This window comes from Prevotella sp. MGM1, assembly GCF_002933775.1.
In the GTDB taxonomy this organism is placed as follows: Bacteria; Bacteroidota; Bacteroidia; order Bacteroidales; family Bacteroidaceae; genus Prevotella.
The window spans coordinates 26,607-45,545 of sequence record NZ_BEWV01000177.1; the positions used below are offsets into that span (position 1 = coordinate 26,607).

20 protein-coding genes are annotated in these 18,939 nt (G+C 43.6%); 8 read left to right on the forward strand and 12 right to left on the reverse strand.

The features are described 5' to 3' along the window. Window positions 1-8 precede the first annotated feature (8 nt). The gene (locus MoGM_RS06640; RefSeq protein ID WP_104369321.1) at window positions 9-620 is read left to right on the forward strand and encodes a polysaccharide deacetylase family protein; all 612 of its coding nucleotides are present in this window, start codon (window positions 9-11) and stop codon (window positions 618-620) included. Between the two features lie 335 nt (window positions 621-955). Here the strand turns inward: MoGM_RS06640 and MoGM_RS06645 are convergent, their stop codons facing one another. Continuing rightward, window positions 956-1,414 (reverse strand): DUF4890 domain-containing protein, encoded by a 459-nt coding sequence (locus tag MoGM_RS06645; RefSeq protein ID WP_104369322.1) that lies wholly within the window; start codon window positions 1,412-1,414, stop codon window positions 956-958. 185 nt (window positions 1,415-1,599) lie between these two features. Here MoGM_RS06645 and MoGM_RS06650 point away from each other — a divergent pair, with 185 nt between their 5' ends. Together MoGM_RS06650 and MoGM_RS06655 are read left to right on the forward strand one after the other, a co-directional pair. Next, the gene (locus tag MoGM_RS06650) at window positions 1,600-2,280 is read left to right on the forward strand and encodes a DUF4230 domain-containing protein (RefSeq protein ID WP_104369323.1); all 681 of its coding nucleotides are present in this window, start codon (window positions 1,600-1,602) and stop codon (window positions 2,278-2,280) included. Between the two features lie 26 nt (window positions 2,281-2,306). Continuing rightward, window positions 2,307-2,915 (forward strand): DUF4230 domain-containing protein, encoded by a 609-nt coding sequence (locus MoGM_RS06655; RefSeq protein WP_158249567.1) that lies wholly within the window; start codon window positions 2,307-2,309, stop codon window positions 2,913-2,915. A gap of 20 nt (window positions 2,916-2,935) precedes the next feature. Here the strand turns inward: MoGM_RS06655 and tsaA are convergent, their stop codons facing one another. From tsaA to MoGM_RS06675, 4 genes are all read right to left on the reverse strand, one after another. Continuing rightward, window positions 2,936-3,613 (reverse strand): tRNA (N6-threonylcarbamoyladenosine(37)-N6)-methyltransferase TrmO, encoded by a 678-nt coding sequence (gene tsaA / locus MoGM_RS06660; RefSeq protein WP_104369325.1) that lies wholly within the window; start codon window positions 3,611-3,613, stop codon window positions 2,936-2,938. A gap of 66 nt (window positions 3,614-3,679) precedes the next feature. After that, a complete protein-coding gene (gene aroB / locus MoGM_RS06665; RefSeq protein WP_104369326.1) occupies window positions 3,680-4,738 on the reverse strand; it encodes a 3-dehydroquinate synthase in 1,059 nt (352 codons plus the stop codon). A 181-nt stretch (window positions 4,739-4,919) separates the two neighbouring features. Next, window positions 4,920-5,756, reverse strand: coding sequence for a hypothetical protein (locus tag MoGM_RS06670; RefSeq protein WP_104369327.1), 837 nt, complete (start codon window positions 5,754-5,756; stop codon window positions 4,920-4,922). After that, window positions 5,753-6,997 carry a C10 family peptidase gene (locus MoGM_RS06675; RefSeq protein ID WP_104369328.1) on the reverse strand — a complete coding sequence of 415 codons (1,245 nt, stop codon included), beginning with the start codon at window positions 6,995-6,997 and terminating at the stop codon, window positions 5,753-5,755. The genes MoGM_RS06670 and MoGM_RS06675 overlap by 4 nt, the downstream gene beginning before the upstream one ends. A 1,066-nt stretch (window positions 6,998-8,063) precedes the next feature. Here MoGM_RS06675 and MoGM_RS06680 point away from each other — a divergent pair. Then, complete coding sequence (locus MoGM_RS06680; RefSeq protein WP_104369329.1) at window positions 8,064-8,804, forward strand: HNH endonuclease; 741 nt, start codon at window positions 8,064-8,066, stop codon at window positions 8,802-8,804. Here the strand turns inward: MoGM_RS06680 and MoGM_RS06685 are convergent. Further along, entirely contained in the window at window positions 8,770-9,054 is a 285-nt protein-coding gene (locus tag MoGM_RS06685; protein ID WP_104369330.1) for a hypothetical protein, read from the reverse strand. The genes MoGM_RS06680 and MoGM_RS06685 overlap by 35 nt on opposite strands. 222 nt (window positions 9,055-9,276) lie before the next feature. Here MoGM_RS06685 and MoGM_RS06690 point away from each other — a divergent pair, with 222 nt between their 5' ends. Beyond that, on the forward strand, window positions 9,277-12,222 hold the full coding sequence (locus tag MoGM_RS06690) for an outer membrane beta-barrel protein (protein ID WP_104369368.1): 2,946 nt from the start codon (window positions 9,277-9,279) through the stop codon (window positions 12,220-12,222). A 227-nt stretch (window positions 12,223-12,449) separates the two neighbouring features. On the opposite strand, the gene MoGM_RS06695 is transcribed toward MoGM_RS06690, so the two are convergent. From MoGM_RS06695 to nusB, 6 genes are all read right to left on the reverse strand, one after another. Further along, on the reverse strand, window positions 12,450-13,469 hold the full coding sequence (locus MoGM_RS06695; RefSeq protein ID WP_104369331.1) for a LacI family DNA-binding transcriptional regulator: 1,020 nt from the start codon (window positions 13,467-13,469) through the stop codon (window positions 12,450-12,452). 20 nt (window positions 13,470-13,489) lie between these two features. Continuing rightward, window positions 13,490-13,930: a DUF5606 domain-containing protein gene (locus MoGM_RS06700; RefSeq protein ID WP_104369332.1), complete on the reverse strand. Its 441-nt coding sequence runs from the start codon at window positions 13,928-13,930 to the stop codon at window positions 13,490-13,492. Window positions 13,931-13,938: 8 nt separating this feature from the next. Further along, window positions 13,939-14,493, reverse strand: coding sequence for a dephospho-CoA kinase (gene coaE, locus MoGM_RS06705; RefSeq protein ID WP_104369333.1), 555 nt, complete (start codon window positions 14,491-14,493; stop codon window positions 13,939-13,941). A 106-nt stretch (window positions 14,494-14,599) separates the two neighbouring features. Further along, a complete protein-coding gene (locus MoGM_RS06710) occupies window positions 14,600-15,430 on the reverse strand; it encodes a YbbR-like domain-containing protein (protein ID WP_233210193.1) in 831 nt (276 codons plus the stop codon). Window positions 15,431-15,577: 147 nt separating this feature from the next. Further along, on the reverse strand, window positions 15,578-15,904 hold the full coding sequence (yajC, locus tag MoGM_RS06715) for a preprotein translocase subunit YajC (RefSeq protein WP_104369335.1): 327 nt from the start codon (window positions 15,902-15,904) through the stop codon (window positions 15,578-15,580). Window positions 15,905-15,933: 29 nt separating this feature from the next. Beyond that, the gene (nusB, locus tag MoGM_RS06720; RefSeq protein WP_104369336.1) at window positions 15,934-16,911 is read right to left on the reverse strand and encodes a transcription antitermination factor NusB; all 978 of its coding nucleotides are present in this window, start codon (window positions 16,909-16,911) and stop codon (window positions 15,934-15,936) included. Window positions 16,912-17,182: 271 nt separating this feature from the next. Here nusB and MoGM_RS06725 point away from each other — a divergent pair, with 271 nt between their 5' ends. From MoGM_RS06725 to MoGM_RS06735, 3 genes are all read left to right on the forward strand, one after another. After that, window positions 17,183-17,782 carry a 50S ribosomal protein L25/general stress protein Ctc gene (locus MoGM_RS06725; protein ID WP_104369337.1) on the forward strand — a complete coding sequence of 200 codons (600 nt, stop codon included), beginning with the start codon at window positions 17,183-17,185 and terminating at the stop codon, window positions 17,780-17,782. Further along, complete coding sequence (pth, locus tag MoGM_RS06730; protein ID WP_104369338.1) at window positions 17,782-18,351, forward strand: aminoacyl-tRNA hydrolase; 570 nt, start codon at window positions 17,782-17,784, stop codon at window positions 18,349-18,351. The genes MoGM_RS06725 and pth overlap by 1 nt, the downstream gene beginning before the upstream one ends. Window positions 18,352-18,416: 65 nt before the next feature. Next, on the forward strand, window positions 18,417-18,881 hold the full coding sequence (locus MoGM_RS06735) for an RNA-binding S4 domain-containing protein (protein WP_104369339.1): 465 nt from the start codon (window positions 18,417-18,419) through the stop codon (window positions 18,879-18,881). Window positions 18,882-18,939: the final 58 nt, after the last annotated feature.

The following is an 18,939-nucleotide window of genomic DNA, read 5'->3' on the forward strand; positions in this document are numbered from 1 at the left end:
GTAACAAGATGATAATAGAGCAACCGGCTATGTGGTTGCGCTGGTTATACCCCAGAGCAACATGGAGAATGGACAAACATGAGAAAGCCATATATCTGACTTTTGATGATGGTCCTATACCGGAAGCGACTCCATTTATCCTTGACACTCTTGCCAAAGCCGGAGTCCACGCCACATTCTTCATGGTAGGTGATAACGTAAGAAAATATCCTGAACTATACCGAAGAGTAGTGGCCGAAGGGCATCGAATCGGCAACCACACCTATAATCACATAGGTGGATTCCGTCACTCGATAAAGGCGTATTACGACAATGCGGAGAAAGCGGACGAACTGTTACACACCAATTTGTTCCGCCCCCCGCACGGTTGGATGCGCTTGGATCAATACATTTGGCTCGGCCGGAAATACCGTATAGTGATGTGGGATCTTGTCACCAGAGACTACTCCAAGTGGATGACAGCCGAGGGAGTACTCAACAACGTGAAACGGTACACACGCAACGGTTCGATAATAACGTTTCACGACTCTGTAAAAAGTATCGACAAATTGCATAAAGCCCTGCCTGAGGCTATAAAATGGCTGAAAGACGAGGGTTATGAGTTCAAGACTTTCGAGTAAAACAATTATGCCCGACCAATAAACTTAAAACGCCGGAAATATATTTCCGGCGTTTCAAGTTTTCTATAATATCGTATTTTCAAATCATCAGAGCGGATAATACCAACAAGGACTTTATTAATATTCATTTATGCACACAAAGAATTAAAGACCATTGATTATAAAACAAAAAAGGGCGCGCCTTAGTTTTGACACGCCCCGTTACCCTTTAATTTCTTCTTACTTAAAAAATTAAAACCTCATGAAGCCAGGCACACTTGCCTTTCCTTGCTTTTCATTTACCTAAATCACTATTATGTTCACCAAATCATTATGACTATCTTTATTTTATTTCTTTATTTCCTGCCTGCTTGTCTTCTTGCTTCTATGTCTTTCTGATATTTGGCATACTGCTCAGAAGTCATTATGGTCTTCAATTCTTCATCATATTTCCTCATGTTCTCACGCATTTCTTTCATATCAGGTCTTATGCGTACATTGTTCCCGGTAGCGGGAGCTGTTCTCGTACGCATAGAGGTGTCACGTCTTACGGCTCTCTCCTTTCCTGCATTTGTATTTCTTCCCGCACGATTTCCCATTCCGCGCCACATTTGTCCTTGATACTTCGTGTTAAGCTCAAGCAACTTTTGTGCCTGCTCCGCATTCAAATCATATTTCTTAACTGTGGCCTCCGTGCGTCTCTTCACGATTTCCGTTCGGTCCATTCCATTACGCCCGCGTCTGTCTTCGTTCTGAGCCATTGCTGTGGCACTGATTATCATCATTGCGGCCAATGCCAGTATAGTCTTTTTCATAATCGCTTCTTGTTTATAGCTGTTATTAATACGTTTATTCTGTCGCGACTGGTTATATGACGCCGTAATGTTTTAAAAGTTTAAATGATTGACAAAAATAATTTCATTTTTATGCGAAACGGATGTTTTTTCTTACTTTTGCAACAATAATAATCACTCCAAAACTATAATTACGAAACTACGATATGAAACTGATATACTTGCTTTTGACAATTATGATAATATCAGGGTGTTCATGCTCGGCAGACAAAGAGAATGCGCCTGAACATAATTCGGAAAACACAGACAGCCTGCCTATGCTTGTTATGCAGATACGAAAACACTCACGACTATATACTGCCGAGTATAGAATAAAAAAAATAGTGACCCACGACGACGTAAAACGCCTAAAAGGAACATTTCTCGGCAAACAATTCGATATGAAAATGCCAATCGGAGACCGCAAGATAGCTATCCCGATGAGTGCCAAACTGAAAGCATATATCGACTTTTCCACATTCTCAGAAAAGAATATCGAACGGGATGGAAATAAGATTACCATTATTCTCCCCGATCCAAAAGTGACCCTTACAAGCAGTAAGATAGACAGAAAGAACATCAAAGAGTTCGTATCAATCACCCGTTCGCATTTCACTGACAAGGATATGACCGACTATGAAAATCAGGGACGTGAAGCTATCATATCGTCAATCACCCGTACCGGGATAATAGAGACCGCACAAGAAAATGCCGCCCAGATTATAATACCAATGATAGAACAGATGGGTTACGAGGGAAAAGACATCACAGTGACATTCCGTAAGCAATTCGATGAGAGCGACTTAAAAACACTTATCGATGCGACAACAGTGGAAAAGATACCATGACATGACAACACTATAGCATGAAAGAAATGAAAAAGAAGATCGCAAGCATAGCGAATATAAAGTTTATAGTTGTTGCACTGACACTGATTGCATTATCGGTGGTGGTGTACAAGCTACTGAACATTGCCGAAGAGACATCTATCACGGTGGAAAACGACAAGAGGATAGACATCACTCCCGAACATATAGAGTCGATAAAAGCCATCGGTGAATGGGAGTTTCTTTCCGTGTCAGACGAGGAAATGATTGATACGGTGCGTCGAGGGATGTTCTCCGACGACCACCTTGTGCGCATTTATTACGGGACAATGCGGCTTGGAATTAACATGCACCACGTAAAATCAGAATGGATAAAAGTATCCGGTGATTCCATAACCATGATTTTACCTGCGATATCACTACTTGATAGAGATTTCATAGACGAGGCCCGCACACGTTCTTTCTTTGAAAGCGGCCGATGGACCAATGCTGACCGTGAAGCAATGTACAAACGGGCACATACCAGGATGCTAAGACAAGGAATGACAAAAGCCAACATAAACAGTGCACGCAACAACGCAGATACACAAATACGAAACATGCTGAAGTCCATGGGATTTAAACATATAATAATAAGGTTTGACGAAAGACCTTGACTTCATTGCAACGTGGTTCACTACACACGGTCTACGACATCTATAACCCTCATCACTTCACCATCGACTGTAAACCTCACGTCACGACCGGCAAACGGCATACCATATACACGCAGCGGATCTGAGTGATAATGGGGCCGAGGGTCGAGGGCAAGCGCCTGTTTGAGTGCGGCCAACTCATCATCATCAAACAGTATCTCATGCTCTTCTTTCATCTCCACCGCAAGCATTTTCCATTGCTCCGTGTCTGTAAACCCGCTTCTCACTCCCGAGTGACAGTCGGCCTGCACCACATAAGGCTTAATGTCATATACAGGCGTTCCATCCATCAGGTCTGCTCCGGACACTTCTATTGCCAGTCTGCCACCCTGCATCCCTATTCTCTCTATCCGCACGGCTGATAGTCCCAGGTTATTGGGTCTGAATGGAGAACGGGTCGCAAAAACTCCCATCTGCTTGTTTCCTCCAAGCCGTGGAGGGCGTACCGTAGCATGCTTGCGCGCTGACAAGTTCTCGGAAAACCCCCAAATAATCCACAGATAGTCGAAACCATCGAGTCCCCGAACAGAATCCGGATCTGAATAATCGCATGTAAAAACAATCTTTCCCCGCAGCTTGGGCACCAGTCCGCTTTGTCTGGGTAGTCCAAACTTAGAGGTAAACGGCGAACTGAAATATGCTATCGGTTTTATTTCCATTGTTTACGTAATCTTTTAAGAGTCAAGAGTGTTTTTTGTTTTATGAGTCAGACTTAAACAACCTCCTCAAATACATCCCTCCCTGTAAAAGTCGAGAGCCTCGTATATTTCTTCTTTCGTTGCCGTTTGGTCTATCCTTATGTCGCCTATACCGCCCAGCAGCGTGAAGTTTATTGTGCCGGCAACGTTCTTTTTGTCGTGGGTCATCAGCTCAAACAGTTCCGGATAGTCATCGCATGTGATAGGCATGCGGCCGTAATTCTCCGCGATGAAAGCCACTGTCTGGCGCATCCTGTTGGTCGGGAAACCAGTTTTAAGAGCACTCAAATACAACTCGCATATCATACCGGCCGCCACTGCGTAACCATGCAGAATCGGTGTGCCGCACCGCATGGCAATAGACTCGAAGGCGTGTCCCGCCGTGTGGCCGAAGTTCAATGCCTTGCGCAGTCCCCGTTCCGTTGGGTCTTGCTCCACGATGCGCTCTTTCACTTTCACTGAGTCGGCCACCATTGTGCGCAGCCGGTCGAGATCGGGAGTGTCAAGGTCGAACGACATCAGCTCAGCCCACATCCGCTCATCGCTTATCAGTCCGTGTTTCAGCATCTCGGCATAGCCCGACAGTATGTTCTCCGAGTCCATTGTTTTAAGAAACCCGGTGTCGAGAATGACGCTTCGGGCATTGTTGAACACGCCTATCTCGTTTTTAAGGCCGTTGAAGTTTATTCCCGTTTTCCCACCGACAGAGGCATCCACCATTGAGAGCAGCGTCGTAGGGATGTTTATGTAGCTTATGCCCCGCTTGAATGTAGATGCGGCAAAGCCGCCGAGATCGGTCACCATGCCGCCCCCGAGATTTATCATCAGCGAGTGGCGGGTGGCCCCCAAGCGTCCGAGTTCCGTCCATATGTGCGCCACGGTGTCAAGCGTCTTGTTTACATCGGTGGCTCCTACGACTATCTTTTGTGCCTCGCGCATGCAGTCCTGTCCAGCGATGAGCGGCAGGCAGAGCCGTTCGGTGGTCTCGTCCGCAAGCACAAAGAGGCGGTCGTGCGGGCAAATTCCTACTGCGGCGGCCAGCGACCGCCCTATATTATCCGATATTATAATCTCCTGTTTAGTCATAATCTTTCTAAAAAACAGCATTGGTCGAACGCAATGATACTCGTTTCAATTGCTCAGACGCAGCCTATCACCTGCAAAGATAGCAATTTTATGTCACAAAAATAACAAAAAGGCCAGCCAAGGAATTTAGAAACGAACAAATTGTCACATTCCTTCATCGGCCTTTCCACTGATAATCATGTCACTCGGCGGCCTGTTCTCCATTAAAATAACTACAACTGTTATCGCACCGCAAAACTATCATGAACCTTCGACGACGGCCTGTCTTGTTCGGCGGTACGGAAATATCAATGTCTTTCCCCACGCTCTTTATCGTCACATATCTCACCGTTGTGTCGCATCTCTGCGTCCGCAGACGCTTTTCCTTGTCACTATCGGAGAATATACATTCTTCCGATTCCAATCCGTAATCGCTCCGGTAAAAAACTATTTTCTCTATCCACCATGTCGTTCCACGGGTCGTCGCCTCCGTCTTGGCCCCGTTCACAGGTGCGTTTAACCAATGAGGCCAAATACTAATAAGAGAAAATACGTTGGGATTTTTGCCCAGAAGCATAGCCGACTGTATAATCTTTATACTGTCGGTATAGTCTCCTTTGCTCAGATATATTATAGCCTCACGGTCGTCTTGCATATCTGTCGTGGGAGCCATGAAAGTCAGCTCGTTCCCTTTCACCTCGGTTGTGAGCCATAAGTGCCGATTCTCAAAAGATCCGTTTTTTGCCATCTTCCGCTTATCGGCCTTAGAAATACTATGCACAAATCTCACAATTTTAGGGCGCGGCAGATAATACCGCTCTTCATACACTGCGATACTGTCTATCTGCCACCCGCCGTATCGGGTGGTGACAACGGTCGTATCACTATTATCTCTCAGATGCCGCACATGCCTTGACAGGCCGATAATATCATCTATATAATTAAGAACAATAGCATTGGCATTCTTACTTCCATCCACTTTATCATATCTACGCAAACCGCAAGAAACGATTAATGTGGCAACGGCAATAATTATCATTGTCCGGGTCCTGTAAATCCTCCCCATAAGTCTTCGCATATAAGGCTCTCTAAAATACTTTTTTTACCAACAGAAAAATAAGTCAATTGATATGTATAAAACAAACATCCTTCCGGATCAAAATATATAAGAGGGGAATAATAACCATTCGATTTTCCACCCCATCCCCAGTTACAATGAAGGAAAATATACTGTACCCCTGATTTGGGACGGTTTTCTTTCCAACAAAAAGAACAACCATCTATAATCCAAGCATGTTTAATTTCACCACCATTGACAATTCCCGTGCCACCGATACATATAATATCGTCATTCAATAAATAATTCACAACAATAGAATCTACAAAATCTATCTTTCTTTGATTTCGTACATTATAATTTAAACTATCAAGCAAAGACATTGCTTTTTCTAATGTAGTACCACTTCCGTGTATTGGGTGATATATCATTTTCGTACTCATACCTATTTGATATAACAAATATGCTATTTTATCCATCGCCATATCATAATCCATTGTTAAAGACGACTCACCCGGCAACCTGTTTTCTGATAAAACTTCTCTTATCTCCTTAAAATCATAAGTTCTATCACCATATACTACTTCATCTTTGCAATGTAACATTGCCTGTGCCGTAGCAATAGCGACACATCCTACGGGACAATTTGGATTATATTTTACTACATATTTATTATACGGTGATAGTTGATGCCATGAAGAATCAACAACTTCTCTATGTATAACACATCTTAATAGATAATCATCCGGCACTTCTATAACAGAATCTTTATTCTCTGCACTCTTCAAATAACCGTCCAATCGTGATATAAAATTAGCATAAACAGGATCTTCCATACTTTCTTTATAACTGAAAGTACCGGTTTCCGAATAAGCAAGAACAGGGAAAACACGATTATCAGAAGATACGACAATGAAGCCTTCTCCATCTCCTCTGTTCAAAATATAAGCAAGAGTATCATACACAAAATCCACGCCTCTTGTTAAATTAGGTTCAGAACTCTTCACATAATCCATCACAAAATCAGAAGAACCCCTTGTCGAGGACTTAAAGAATTTATTTGCAATACTCAATGCTTTCACTTCATCTATTTTAAACTTGCCATCCGTGTTTGGGGCATGATTATTCGGGACATTACAATTTTCAACAGTAGTGTCAATATCGTTCGTACATGAACAAATGAACAACGATAACAAAACATAAATTAAAGATTTCCTTTTCATATTTAAAAATTTTACGGTTAATAGTCGTTGCAAATATAAACAATATTTTACGATTTACTTAATGTTTGGCAATTTATTTGCGAAAATAATATCAATCGATAACACCGGCACATAAAACCACGTCAAAATAATTTACGATATGCGGCAAAACATCATGAATTATCATTACAACGACACAGCCATAAACAGGAAAACACGCAGCGCAAACCGTTTTGTCGTGATTTTACCCGATTTTGATACAGTTTTCGCAAATCACTGATTATAAATATATTACACTTTCTTTACGGTGATTTTCCGAACTATCTGACCGTCAGTCACATACAAACGGCCACATACTCCACCGGCTGTTTTTTGCATTTAGACACCCGTTGACCCGCATTGGGTATCCCGTTAGGCAGCACCCGGCAATCCGTCGGAAGACACCGGGCAACCAAATGCGGCGCAAAATGAAGCAAAACAGCTTGCAACGAGTATCCAAATGCGACACAACAGCCAAAAGCACGGAAAAAGACAGGCATGAAAACAGAGCGAAATCATCACCGGAACACCTCAAAACGACTTTTCCGACGCATTTCAAAGGCACTGTTTTTTCGGAATATTCATTATAGTGCGGAAATAAAAAATATGACTTATTCTTAATCATTACATGGTATTGGAACGATTATAAATATCAGATTATCAATATTCCACAAAACAAATCACCCCACAAACTAATCTTCAAACAACTTATAAATATCTACCTGCGACAATTCTGCATTCTCTTTAAAAATCATTTCCAGCATTTTAAGCCAGCAACCATAATAATATCTCGGAGCACTACCTATATTAACAAATAGCATATATATTCGAAAAGACGGCATCCACCTTTATAATCTCGTATGGTTAGAGCTGAATACTTAATGAGATACAACAATAGTATAAATAGAATTAAAAACAGGAATGATATTATAAAGTTTGCAAATACAACATTGAACATATTAGAATATTTTGTATGTTTACAGTTAAGAATATTTATATAAACAACAATTCATAGTTGATTTCCAAACCACAATAAATAAAGAAGGACATGATTGCATCCACATTAGCTTTTCAAGAATTAGAGTCTAACTTTCTGCATTATATGCTTCAGTATGGAGGAATTGCAAAGAAAACAAGCCATGATTATATCAGTAGAATGCGATTCCTTTCTCAGTATTATATATTGGATGAGAATATTACAGATGAATATGTAAACTTTATAATGAATGAGGAAAGAAAGGTGTATACACAAAGAAGCCGATACAATACTGTTAAAGCCTTAGGCGATTTTCAAGCCGGACTAAGAAAATTCCTCGCATTTGTAAAATCAGGCTATAACAAAAGAATTAACGATAGCATCCTTTCCGAAATACACAAAATAGAAGATGACCATCAACTGACTTCAACAGAAAGAACTCAGATAATACAATCTCGTATCGGACAAGGGGTATTTCGAAATAAACTTGTCCAATACTGGAATGGTTGTAGCGTAAGCGGATGTTCTTTTTTACCCGTACTGGTAGCTTCTCATATCCGGCCATGGTACGTCAGTGACAATGAACAGCGATTAGACATGTACAACGGACTGTTATTGCAACCTAATCTCGATAAACTTTTTGACCAAGGCTATATAACATTCGATATACAAGGGAAAATACTTTGTAGCCATTTACTCGACTTAAATGACAGGAATTTATTAGGCATAGATAACAATATGCATCTGCTCAAAGTAGATGATATGCACATAAAATATCTCATGTATCACCAAGAGAATTGTTATATCGGTTAGCACCGTATTCTCTTACGACACGCAAAGCACATTTTATTTTGTCAAGAGTATTTTGATATTCCTCCAAAACATCTTCACTCATCAAACACTGTATCTCTTCCGAAATTAAATATTTTGCCTCATCAAGTGCGTAGTATATAATCATTAGCTTTTCTCTATCCATCGTTTTTGCGCGAAGATAAGCTTTTTTGTTATTATACAAAAGTAAATTACGTGATAAATATTTGGCAATAGGCAAAATAATATCCATTTAACCAAATAATCATTAAAGTTTCAATACACTTAACCATATACTCTAAAAGTTCCAGATAAGCAATTGGTAAAAATTAAAAATATAGCTTCCGACAATCGTTTCAAACATCCGGACACACCGTTTTTTTTAGATTTATCATTTTTCAGCCACCATTCATTAAACGTTTTAATCATTATCCCGTCATAAAAAACGTGAATGAATAAAAAAAGTAACTATATAATGAAAAGACTTCTATTGTGGATGGCCGTTATAACGGCGACAATTCCCGCTCTGGGACAACGTGTTATCACGGGAAAAATAGTGGAAAACGAATCGAAAGAAGCTATGATGATGACAACCGTGAAACTGATGAAGACAGACAGCACGCTTGTGAAAGGACTGCTCACGGCAGAAAACGGCACATTCAGCGTAACAGCACCAGCCGACGGCAAATACATACTGAAAGTGACAAGTGTGGGATATAAAGACTATACAAACAACATAACCGTGACCGGTGGAAAAGATGTTCAACTGGGAACGATAGCCCTCACCGCAGACGCCATCATGCTGGAAGGCACAACCGTGAAAGGACATGCAGCCAAGGTAACACTGAAAGAAGACACTTTCGTATATAACGCCGCCGCATACCGCACGCCGGAAGGCTCTGTTGTGGAAGAGTTGGTAAAGAGACTGCCAGGCGCACAGGTAGACGACGACGGCAAGATAACCATCAACGGCAAGGAAGTGAAAAAGATACTGATAGACGGCAAGGAATTCATGACGGGCGACACAAAGACGGCAATGAAGAACCTGCCCACCTCTATTATAGAAAAGGTGAAATCGTATGACGAGAAAAGCGACCTCGCCCGTATATCGGGAATAGATGACGGTAACGAACAAACAGTGCTTGACTTCGGCATCAAACGTGGTATGAATAAGGGATTTTTCACTAACAACGACCTTGCAATCGGTACGAAAGACCGATATGCGGCACGTGTGATGGCAGCAAGGATGCAAGACAATTTCAGAGTAATGGGATTTGGGAATGCAAATAACGTCAACGACCGTGGATTTTCAGGCCGTGGCGGTGGCGGACGAAGCGGACTCACAGCTCATAAAATGGCCGGAGCCAACTTCAATTACGAGAAAAAAGACAAACTGAAACTGGATGGAAGTGTACTTTGGAACCACAGCGATGGCGACACACGTACCAAAACGGCAGCAGAAAATTTCGTAAGCACAGTAGGCTCGTTCTCAAATAGCCTGAACCAAAACTACTCACGCAGCAATAGTTGGAACGCGCAGATGCGTCTGGAATGGATGCCCGACACGATGACAAACATCATGTTCCGCCCGAATTTCAGCTATTCCACAAACGACGGCTTATCGATGAGCCGCTCGGCAACTTACAAGGACGACCCGTATCTATACGTCTTCGACCCGCTGGACGAGAAAGATATAGAAGAACTGGCCGAAAATGACGTGATGGTAAACTCACGGAAAAACAACTCTATAAGCTACGGCGAGTCAAAAAATTTCGGCGGTTCGCTGCAAATCAACCGCAAACTGAACAACACCGGACGAAACGTAACACTGAGAATGGGCGCAAACTATGGAGAGTCAGAAAACAAAAGTCTCTCAACTTCCAACGTGCATCTGTATCAGATTAAAAACATTCTCGGACTCGACTCCACATATCAGACAAACAGATATAACCTCACACCGCAGAAAAACTATAATTACAGTGTGAGAACGACATACAGCGAGCCTATATTCAAGGCCACTTTCCTGCAATTCAGCTATGAATTTCAGTATAAATATACAAAGAGCGAACGCTCAACGTTTGATTTCAGCAACCTCGGTGAAAACTTCTTCGCCGACATCACGCCGCAATTCCGCGGGTGGGACGAATACCTCAACCGTTTAGATAATCCCTATCAGGACTATCTTGACGATGACCTGAGCCGCTTCTCGGAGTACAAGAACTACATACACGACATACAGTTAATGCTGCGAATAATACGTCAGGCGTATAACTTCAACGTCGGAGTGACTGTGATGCCGCAGAAAACACATTTCGTGCAGCGCTACCAGGGCCATCACGCCGACACGGTCCGCACGGTGACAAACGTGACCCCCACCCTCGATTTCCGCTGGAAGATATCGAAAGTGAGCCAACTGAGGTTCAACTACCGCGGATCGACAAGCCAACCGAGCATGACAGACCTGCTTGACATCACCGATGACAGTAATCCGCTGAACATCACGATGGGTAACCCGGGACTGAAGCCATCATTCACCAACAGTTTCTTCATACGCTACAACAACTACATACAGCACCGGCAGCAGGCTTTCGGAGCAAACATGAGTTTCAATACGACAAGCAACAGCTTCAGCAGCCGCGTGACATACAATCCCGAAACTGGAGGACGTATCACACGACCGGAGAACATAAACGGCAACTGGAACATTAAAGGATCGTTCTTCTACAACACGGCTATCGACACTACAGGCTATTTCAACGTGAACACATCTACCGATTTCGGATATGAACACTACGTGAGCTATATCAGCATAAACCGTAATTCAGACTCACAAAAGAACGTTACAAAGTCTACATCCATACGTGAAAAACTTGCCGGAAGCTACCGCAACGAGTGGATTGAGTTTGAAGTGAACGGAACCGTGACATACAACCACGCAAGAAACGCTCTTCAACCCAACAGCAATCTCGACACATGGATATATTCTTACGGATTCAATACAAGTATGACACTGCCTTGGGGAATGGGGCTATCCACAGACTTCAACATGAACAGCCGACGTGGATTCAACGATGAGTCGATGAACACCAACGAACTGATATGGAATGCGCAGATAAGCCAGAGTTTCCTGAAAAACAAAAAACTCACCCTGTCGCTGCAGTTCTACGACCTGTTGCACCAACAGTCGACCATCAGCCGCACCATCAACGCCATGCAACGCAACGACACAGAGTATAATGCCATTACAAACTTTGCCATGCTGCACGTCATTTACCGCATGAACTTATTCGGAGGAAAAGCCGCACGTGAAGGTATGCGAGATGGCAGAAGGACTGACAGACCAGGCCAGAGAGGCGGACGCGGCCCGCGCATGGGTGGCAACCGCGGAGGTGGCGGTTTCGGCGGACCTGGAATGTTCTGAAAAACAAACTGCAACTATATATATTACATACCGACATTTAAAAACAGAAAACAAAGACAGCATCCGCTTGGATGGTCATAAAGACCAGAAAAGCGGATGCTTTTCATTTGCCTGTCATACCATTGCCAGAAAGCCGGTTTGCGGACGTTTTATAAAAAGCAATTGCTTTTCACCCAATTGAGATACCTATGAAAAAAAACAAAAATTATAAATAATATGGAAGACCATTATTTCCGTCGACTGCTTTGCCGTATACGCTGCACCGTGGAGATTACCTTTCGCACCGGAGTCATATCTCCACGTATATGATTTAAAAGGATTTGTGCCGCACTCTCACCCATCAGACGGCTCCGATCTTCTATTGTAGATAATGTCGGACATACATCAGCGGCATATTCCGCATCACTGAAACCTATCAGGGCTATATCCGACGGCATCGAAAGACCGCGGCGTTTTATTGTCTTCATAGCTGAAAAGAGTAGCGTATCATTAAGTGCTATAATGCCATCGGGACACTCGTTGAGATCAAGTAGCGTATCGGTGGCGTCAACAGCTGACGCTGAATCGATATCACTATATGCCACATAACAGGGGCGCAGAGGCAAACCATACTCACGCAGTGCCTCAATATATCCGTGCTTGCGATCAGCCACCATTTTCAAACGGCTCGGACCACACAGAATGGCAATCCTACGGCAACCTTGTTTGATAAGATGATGTGTCGCGCGACGAGCCGCCTCTGCTCCATCGGCCGTCACGGAAGAATATGTCTGCATCGGTATGTCGCGTGCGACAAAAACCACCGGTATACCTCCGGCCATCAAAGAGCCGAAATGTGAGAAATCGGCCGTCTCCTGAGTCACGCTCGCTATTATTCCGGCAACATGCAGATTGGCAAGATCTCGCACATTGGCATATTCCTCTACATATCTCTCATGTGAGTTTATGTTCACCACGGCATATCCGGCTGATGCCGCAATGTGCTCTATCCCATCAAGCACAGATGAGTAAAAGTGGGTCACACCGTGGGGAACAATAACACCGATAACCGGCAGCGAACCGCTGCGCAGGCTATCGGCAATGATATTTTTGGTATAATTCATATCCCGTGCGGTCTGCATCACGAGTTCTCGCGTCTGCCTACTGATTGCGGGATTTGCTTGGAGAGCACGGCTCACCGTGGCGACACTTATACCGAGTCTCTCGGCAATGTCTTTCAGTTTGGCCGGTCTTCCTTCGTCTTTCATTATCTCAGACAGTATCTTTCTTATTCTTTTCGGTCATCGATATTATCACCTTCCGTAGGTGTCATCTCTTCATCGAAATCGGAAATACCGTTACTTATAAGTATATTGTACCACTGGATAAGTTTCTTTATATCACTGTTATGCACACGGTCGCGATCGAAATCGGGCAGTATTTTTGCGAAATACTCACGCAGTTCGTCACCACTTGCCTTTTTATAATCCAAAGCAGAGGTCTTTCCTTCTTCAAGATTCTTCATACTTGTGAGCACTTTGTGCAACGGGACATCATCCGTTTCTGTATACATTGCGATATCTGCGAGCGATGTTATCCTGTCGGTGGCGAACGCAGGCATACGGCGGTGCGTATCGTCGAGAACCTCCACTATAAGACTGTTCTTTGCCCTTGATACCAATTTGTAAAGTCCGGGCTTTCCCGAGATTGCTAAGATTGTCTGTAACATGTCTTTGTTTACTTCAATTTGTTTATTAATTCGTTTATCTGTCGGTCCACATCATGTGTACCATCGTTTATTATCTCATAATCAGCACGCGCAATAACGGTTTCCTGTGGCAACTGCCGTGCCATCCATTCACGTACTTTCCCGCATGTAATTCCGTCACGTTCCATAACCCTTTTCACCCTTACACTATCGGGAGCAGTCACCGCTATTACCTTATCTACAAGCCGGTCAAATCCCGACTCATATAGAATGGCGCACTCCATCCACTCTATTCCGCTATTTTCAAAATCAACGGCAACAGCCGGATGCACAATGGCGTCTATAGCTTGCGCATTGCTTTCCGAAGCAAGAAGAAAACTCGCAACGGCCGCTTTATTGAGTTTGCCGTCTTTATATGTGTCCGGACCAATGAGTTCCGTCAGCCGCTCTTTTATCTCATCAGAAGAACTGATTATACGTTTGGCCGCGCTGTCACAGTCATAGACTTTTATCCCCAAAGCTTCAAGTCTGGCACAAACATAGCTTTTTCCACTGCCGATACCTCCGGTAATTCCTATTCTCATCCTTATCAGCCGCGTATTTCAACCATTAACAGACAGAGCCGTACTCCATCGAATGGCATTAATATCCCATTCGGGCATATCAACAACTCCGATATCGTATATCCCGTCATTCTTCCTCGATAAGATAATCCACTGAACCAACATCTATCTTCGCCCTACTTACGTCATGCGGTATCCCTTTCAGATGTACCGCACATTTATCCGACGGATGCCGCATTATCTCTTCATAATCAGCAACCACCGTAAAATCAGACGGTCGAAGTTTTTTCAACCGGCTTATACCCGTAACAAAATGAACGGTGACTTTCGATGGAAATGTTCTCAGCACCTTACCGTCAGGAAAATTGACACCCGTCACCGGCACACTCATGTTTGCCTCCGTGAGCACATCGGTATAAAAAGCCATCTTTATCCTATCCGGCACGCACTTCGCACCTCGTATTTTCTGTAATCCGCAGGTTATAGAGAGCGTATCCCGGAAGTTATCATAGTTCAACGTCTCCGTATATACCACGTCTATACTGTCCAATTTCTCCTCTGCGGCATACACATCGACACTGTCTGGCTGATAATCCACGTGAGAAATAAAATAAAGTTGCTCCGGAACCACATGCCCGCGCCATCTGACAGGCACACGCTTGCACAGTCCGTAATTAAAAAAGAACTCCGACTTATCCGGTTTTATACTCACGATTTTAGTCGAAGCCGACAACTGTTGATATATGAAACGCTGCAACTCGGCCGATGTTATCGAAGCACTCTCCGTGCCACGTACATATGATTTGAAGTTTATACGCAGCGGACGCAAGATGTCTCTATATTCATATCCAAGCAAAACGAGTCCTTTATCCCTCACCACCACTTTCATGGTATCCGTACTCGGAGATATGAGTACCACGTTATCAGGCACATTCACTATGCTGACAGGTATTCTCACTTCTTTTTCATAGGTCTCATTAAGCGTCATCAACAACCAGAAGACAGCGGAAAGCGCAAGAAAAAACAAAAAAATCAGGAAATCCTTATTCACTAATTTGAATAAGGATTTCCTGACTATATGTGCTATGCGATACCGCCAGTCCATTTATTTTGTCTGCACAGGTGTGCTTGCCATATCCTTGAAGACATAGCCTTTGTCTACACGTATCACCACTCCCTTGGCTATTTCCACCTCAATGATGTTTGCCGCAAGATCTATTTTCTTCACCGTTCCGTAGATGCCGCCACCGGTCACCACAGATGTTCCTACGGCAAGAGAGTTCTGGAAGTTCTGTATCTCTTTCTGCTTCTTCTGCTGAGGTCTGATCATGAAGAACCACATGATGGCAAACAAGGCCACCATCATAAGAAGCATGCTTGTCATTCCACCACCCTGGGCAGCCTGAGCCGATAAAAATAATGTTGTTGTCATATTCGATGTTTATTCGTTTTAATCCGTGTTTATTCGTTTTCAGTCTTTTCACCTCCCTTTGGCATGCTTACCCGTTGAGGCTCGATGCTTTTGAGCAGACGCCCAGTATCCACCAAGTGGCGTGCGATGGTGTCAAGCATGCCGTTGATATATCCGCCACTTCGCGGTGTACTGTACAGTTTCGACATTTCCACATATTCGTTGATAGAAACACTTATCGGTATAGTGGGGAACGTCATAATCTCAGCTATAGCTATCTGCATTATCACTACATCCATATATGCGAGACGTCCGAAGTCCCAATTACGCGAGGCCTCACTCATGAAACGCTGGTATTCATCGGCATTCAGAATAGTAGCACGGAACAGTTTGCGGGCGTAATCCCTGTCGTCATCACTGTTATATTCAGGAAGCAGTTCCTGCTTCGGACCGTTCTTCTCGTCAAACCGCTTTATTGTTTTAAGTACAAATGTGTCAACCACCTCCTTGTCATCGTTCCAGTACAGACTCTGTTCTTCGAGCACATCATCGAGTGCCTCGTTCTCCTGTATCAATGTTCTGTATATCTTCCGCCAAAGCTCACGGTCGGCAGCATAAGAATCATCACCGCTTGCCATGTATTCCTTATATATATTGCTTTCGGTAATCTGCAAATACAACTTCCTGACAAACTCAGCCTCGTCATCCCATGTCTTCTTCTGGCTCTCCATAAATTCGTTCAGCATCTTGTTTTCTTCAAGTTGAAGAGCGAACTTATTATATATGAATTTCGTGGACGGCTCTTCCGTTCCCTCACGTCTTGCTTTTGCCTGAGCCACCTCCACATGTTTACGAGCCTCTTTTGTCACCGCCACCATGAGCGCCAACAAATAATTATACAAGTCGTAGGCTTTTGAAAGACTGAAAAACAATTCTTTCTCGGCAGAGTCTATATTCTTGTTTCCGTTTTGATAGTACGCATAGGTTAACTGAACTATCTTGATTCTTATAATTTCGCGGTTTATCATACTTAATTTATATGGTTGACTTTATTATTGAGATACACTTATCCTTCGCAACAATGTCTTTTGCTTGCAAAATTAGACAAAAAAACCAATATAATGCAAGAAATAAGTGAAAATATTGCACTTTTTATTATTAATCCCCGTGCATTGTTTGCGTAATTGAATTTAAACGACTATCTTTGCATCGCTTTTTCAAGCACATCGATTAAAATCAGTGTGATGGTGAATTAAGCAAGTATCAATTGTTTAAACTTAATTTAGAGTAACACAAGTTATGAAAGAAATCAGCTTAACAGGCAAGATGCGCACCGACTTGGGCAAGAAGGCATCTAAGTCAATGCGTAAAGAGGGACTCATTCCCTGCAACATGTACGGAGAGAAAAAAGGCGAGAACGGACTTCCCGAAGCAATGTCATTCGCAGTGTCAATGACAGAACTGCGCAAGATTGTATACACTCCGCACATCTACGTTGTAAACCTCAACATAGACGGCAAGGAGCACAAGGCTGTCCTCAAAGAATTGCAGTTCCATCCGGTGACAGACGCTCTGTTGCACGTGGATTTCTATGAGATAAACGAAGTTAAACCCATCACAATTGGCATCCCCGTAAAACTCAACGGTCTTGCCCAGGGTGTGCGCGATGGTGGTCGTATCAACCTCTCTATCCGCAAGATTAATGTTACAGCTCCTTATCAGGCCATACCGGAACACCTCGACATCGACGTTACCAACCTTCGCCTCGGCAAGAGCATCAAGGTAGGTGAGTTGAGTTTCGAAGGTCTCGAACTCGCCACTCCGGCAGAAGTTATCGTATGTTCTGTTAAAACCACACGCGCATCCAAATCGGCTGCCGCAGCCGCTGCTGCTCAATAATGGACAAATATTTGATTGTAGGGTTGGGAAATGTCGGCAACGAATACGACAATACCCGCCACAATACAGGATTTATGATATTGGATGCCTTCGCCAAGGCATCCAATATTGTTTTTGATGACCGCCGTTACGGATTTGTAGCAGAGACGAGCATCAAAGGGCGAAAAGTGATCTTACTGAAACCAAGCACATTCATGAATCTCAGCGGCAATGCCGTCAGATATTGGATGAACAAAGAAAACATCGATATCGACCGACTGCTCGTCATAGTCGACGACCTTTCCCTGCCTCTCGGCACGCTGCGCCTGAAACCTTCAGGAAGCAACGGCGGACACAATGGCTTAGGAAATATACAATCCGTGCTCGGTACCGACAAATACAGCCGTCTGCGTGTAGGCATCGGCAACGATTTTCCTCGCGGCATGCAAGTGGAATGGGTTCTCGGCAGATATGACGAAGAGGAGATGAAAGCACTTGAACCGAAGTTTGACACGGCCGGTGAGATAATCAAAAGTTTCGTGCTTTCGGGTGTCAACATCACCATGAATGCGTTCAATAAAAAGAAATAATATACAAGCGGTTTTCGGATAACACCGCAATAACCATACCCACGCTTAAATAATACAATAGGAAAATGACCAATGAGGCAAGAATAGACAAATGGCTGTGGGCCGCACGCATATTCAAGACACGCTCGATAGCGGCCGATGCCTGCAAGAACGGACGTGTGACAATAAGCGGCACTAACGTCAAACCGTCGCATACGGTCAAGACCGGAGAAACGGTAAGCGTGCGCAAGCCTCCCGTGACATATTCTTTCAAGGTTCTTAAACCCATCGAACAACGTGTCGGTGCGAAATTAATACCGGAGATCTATGAGAATGTGACCACGGCAGATCAGTACGAACTGCTCGAAATGAACCGCATAAGCGGTTTTGTCAACAGGGCGAGAGGCACCGGTCGCCCCACTAAAAAAGACCGTCGCTCACTCGACGCATTCATAGGCCCGTCACTCGAAGGACTCGACGTATACGATGATGGCGATTTCGACTATGACGCAACCGAAGGAAAAGATACGGACGAAGACAACGAGTATTAAGTCGTCATCAGGCACTGCCACAACAAACATAAGGCAATACCCAATATTCACATCATTA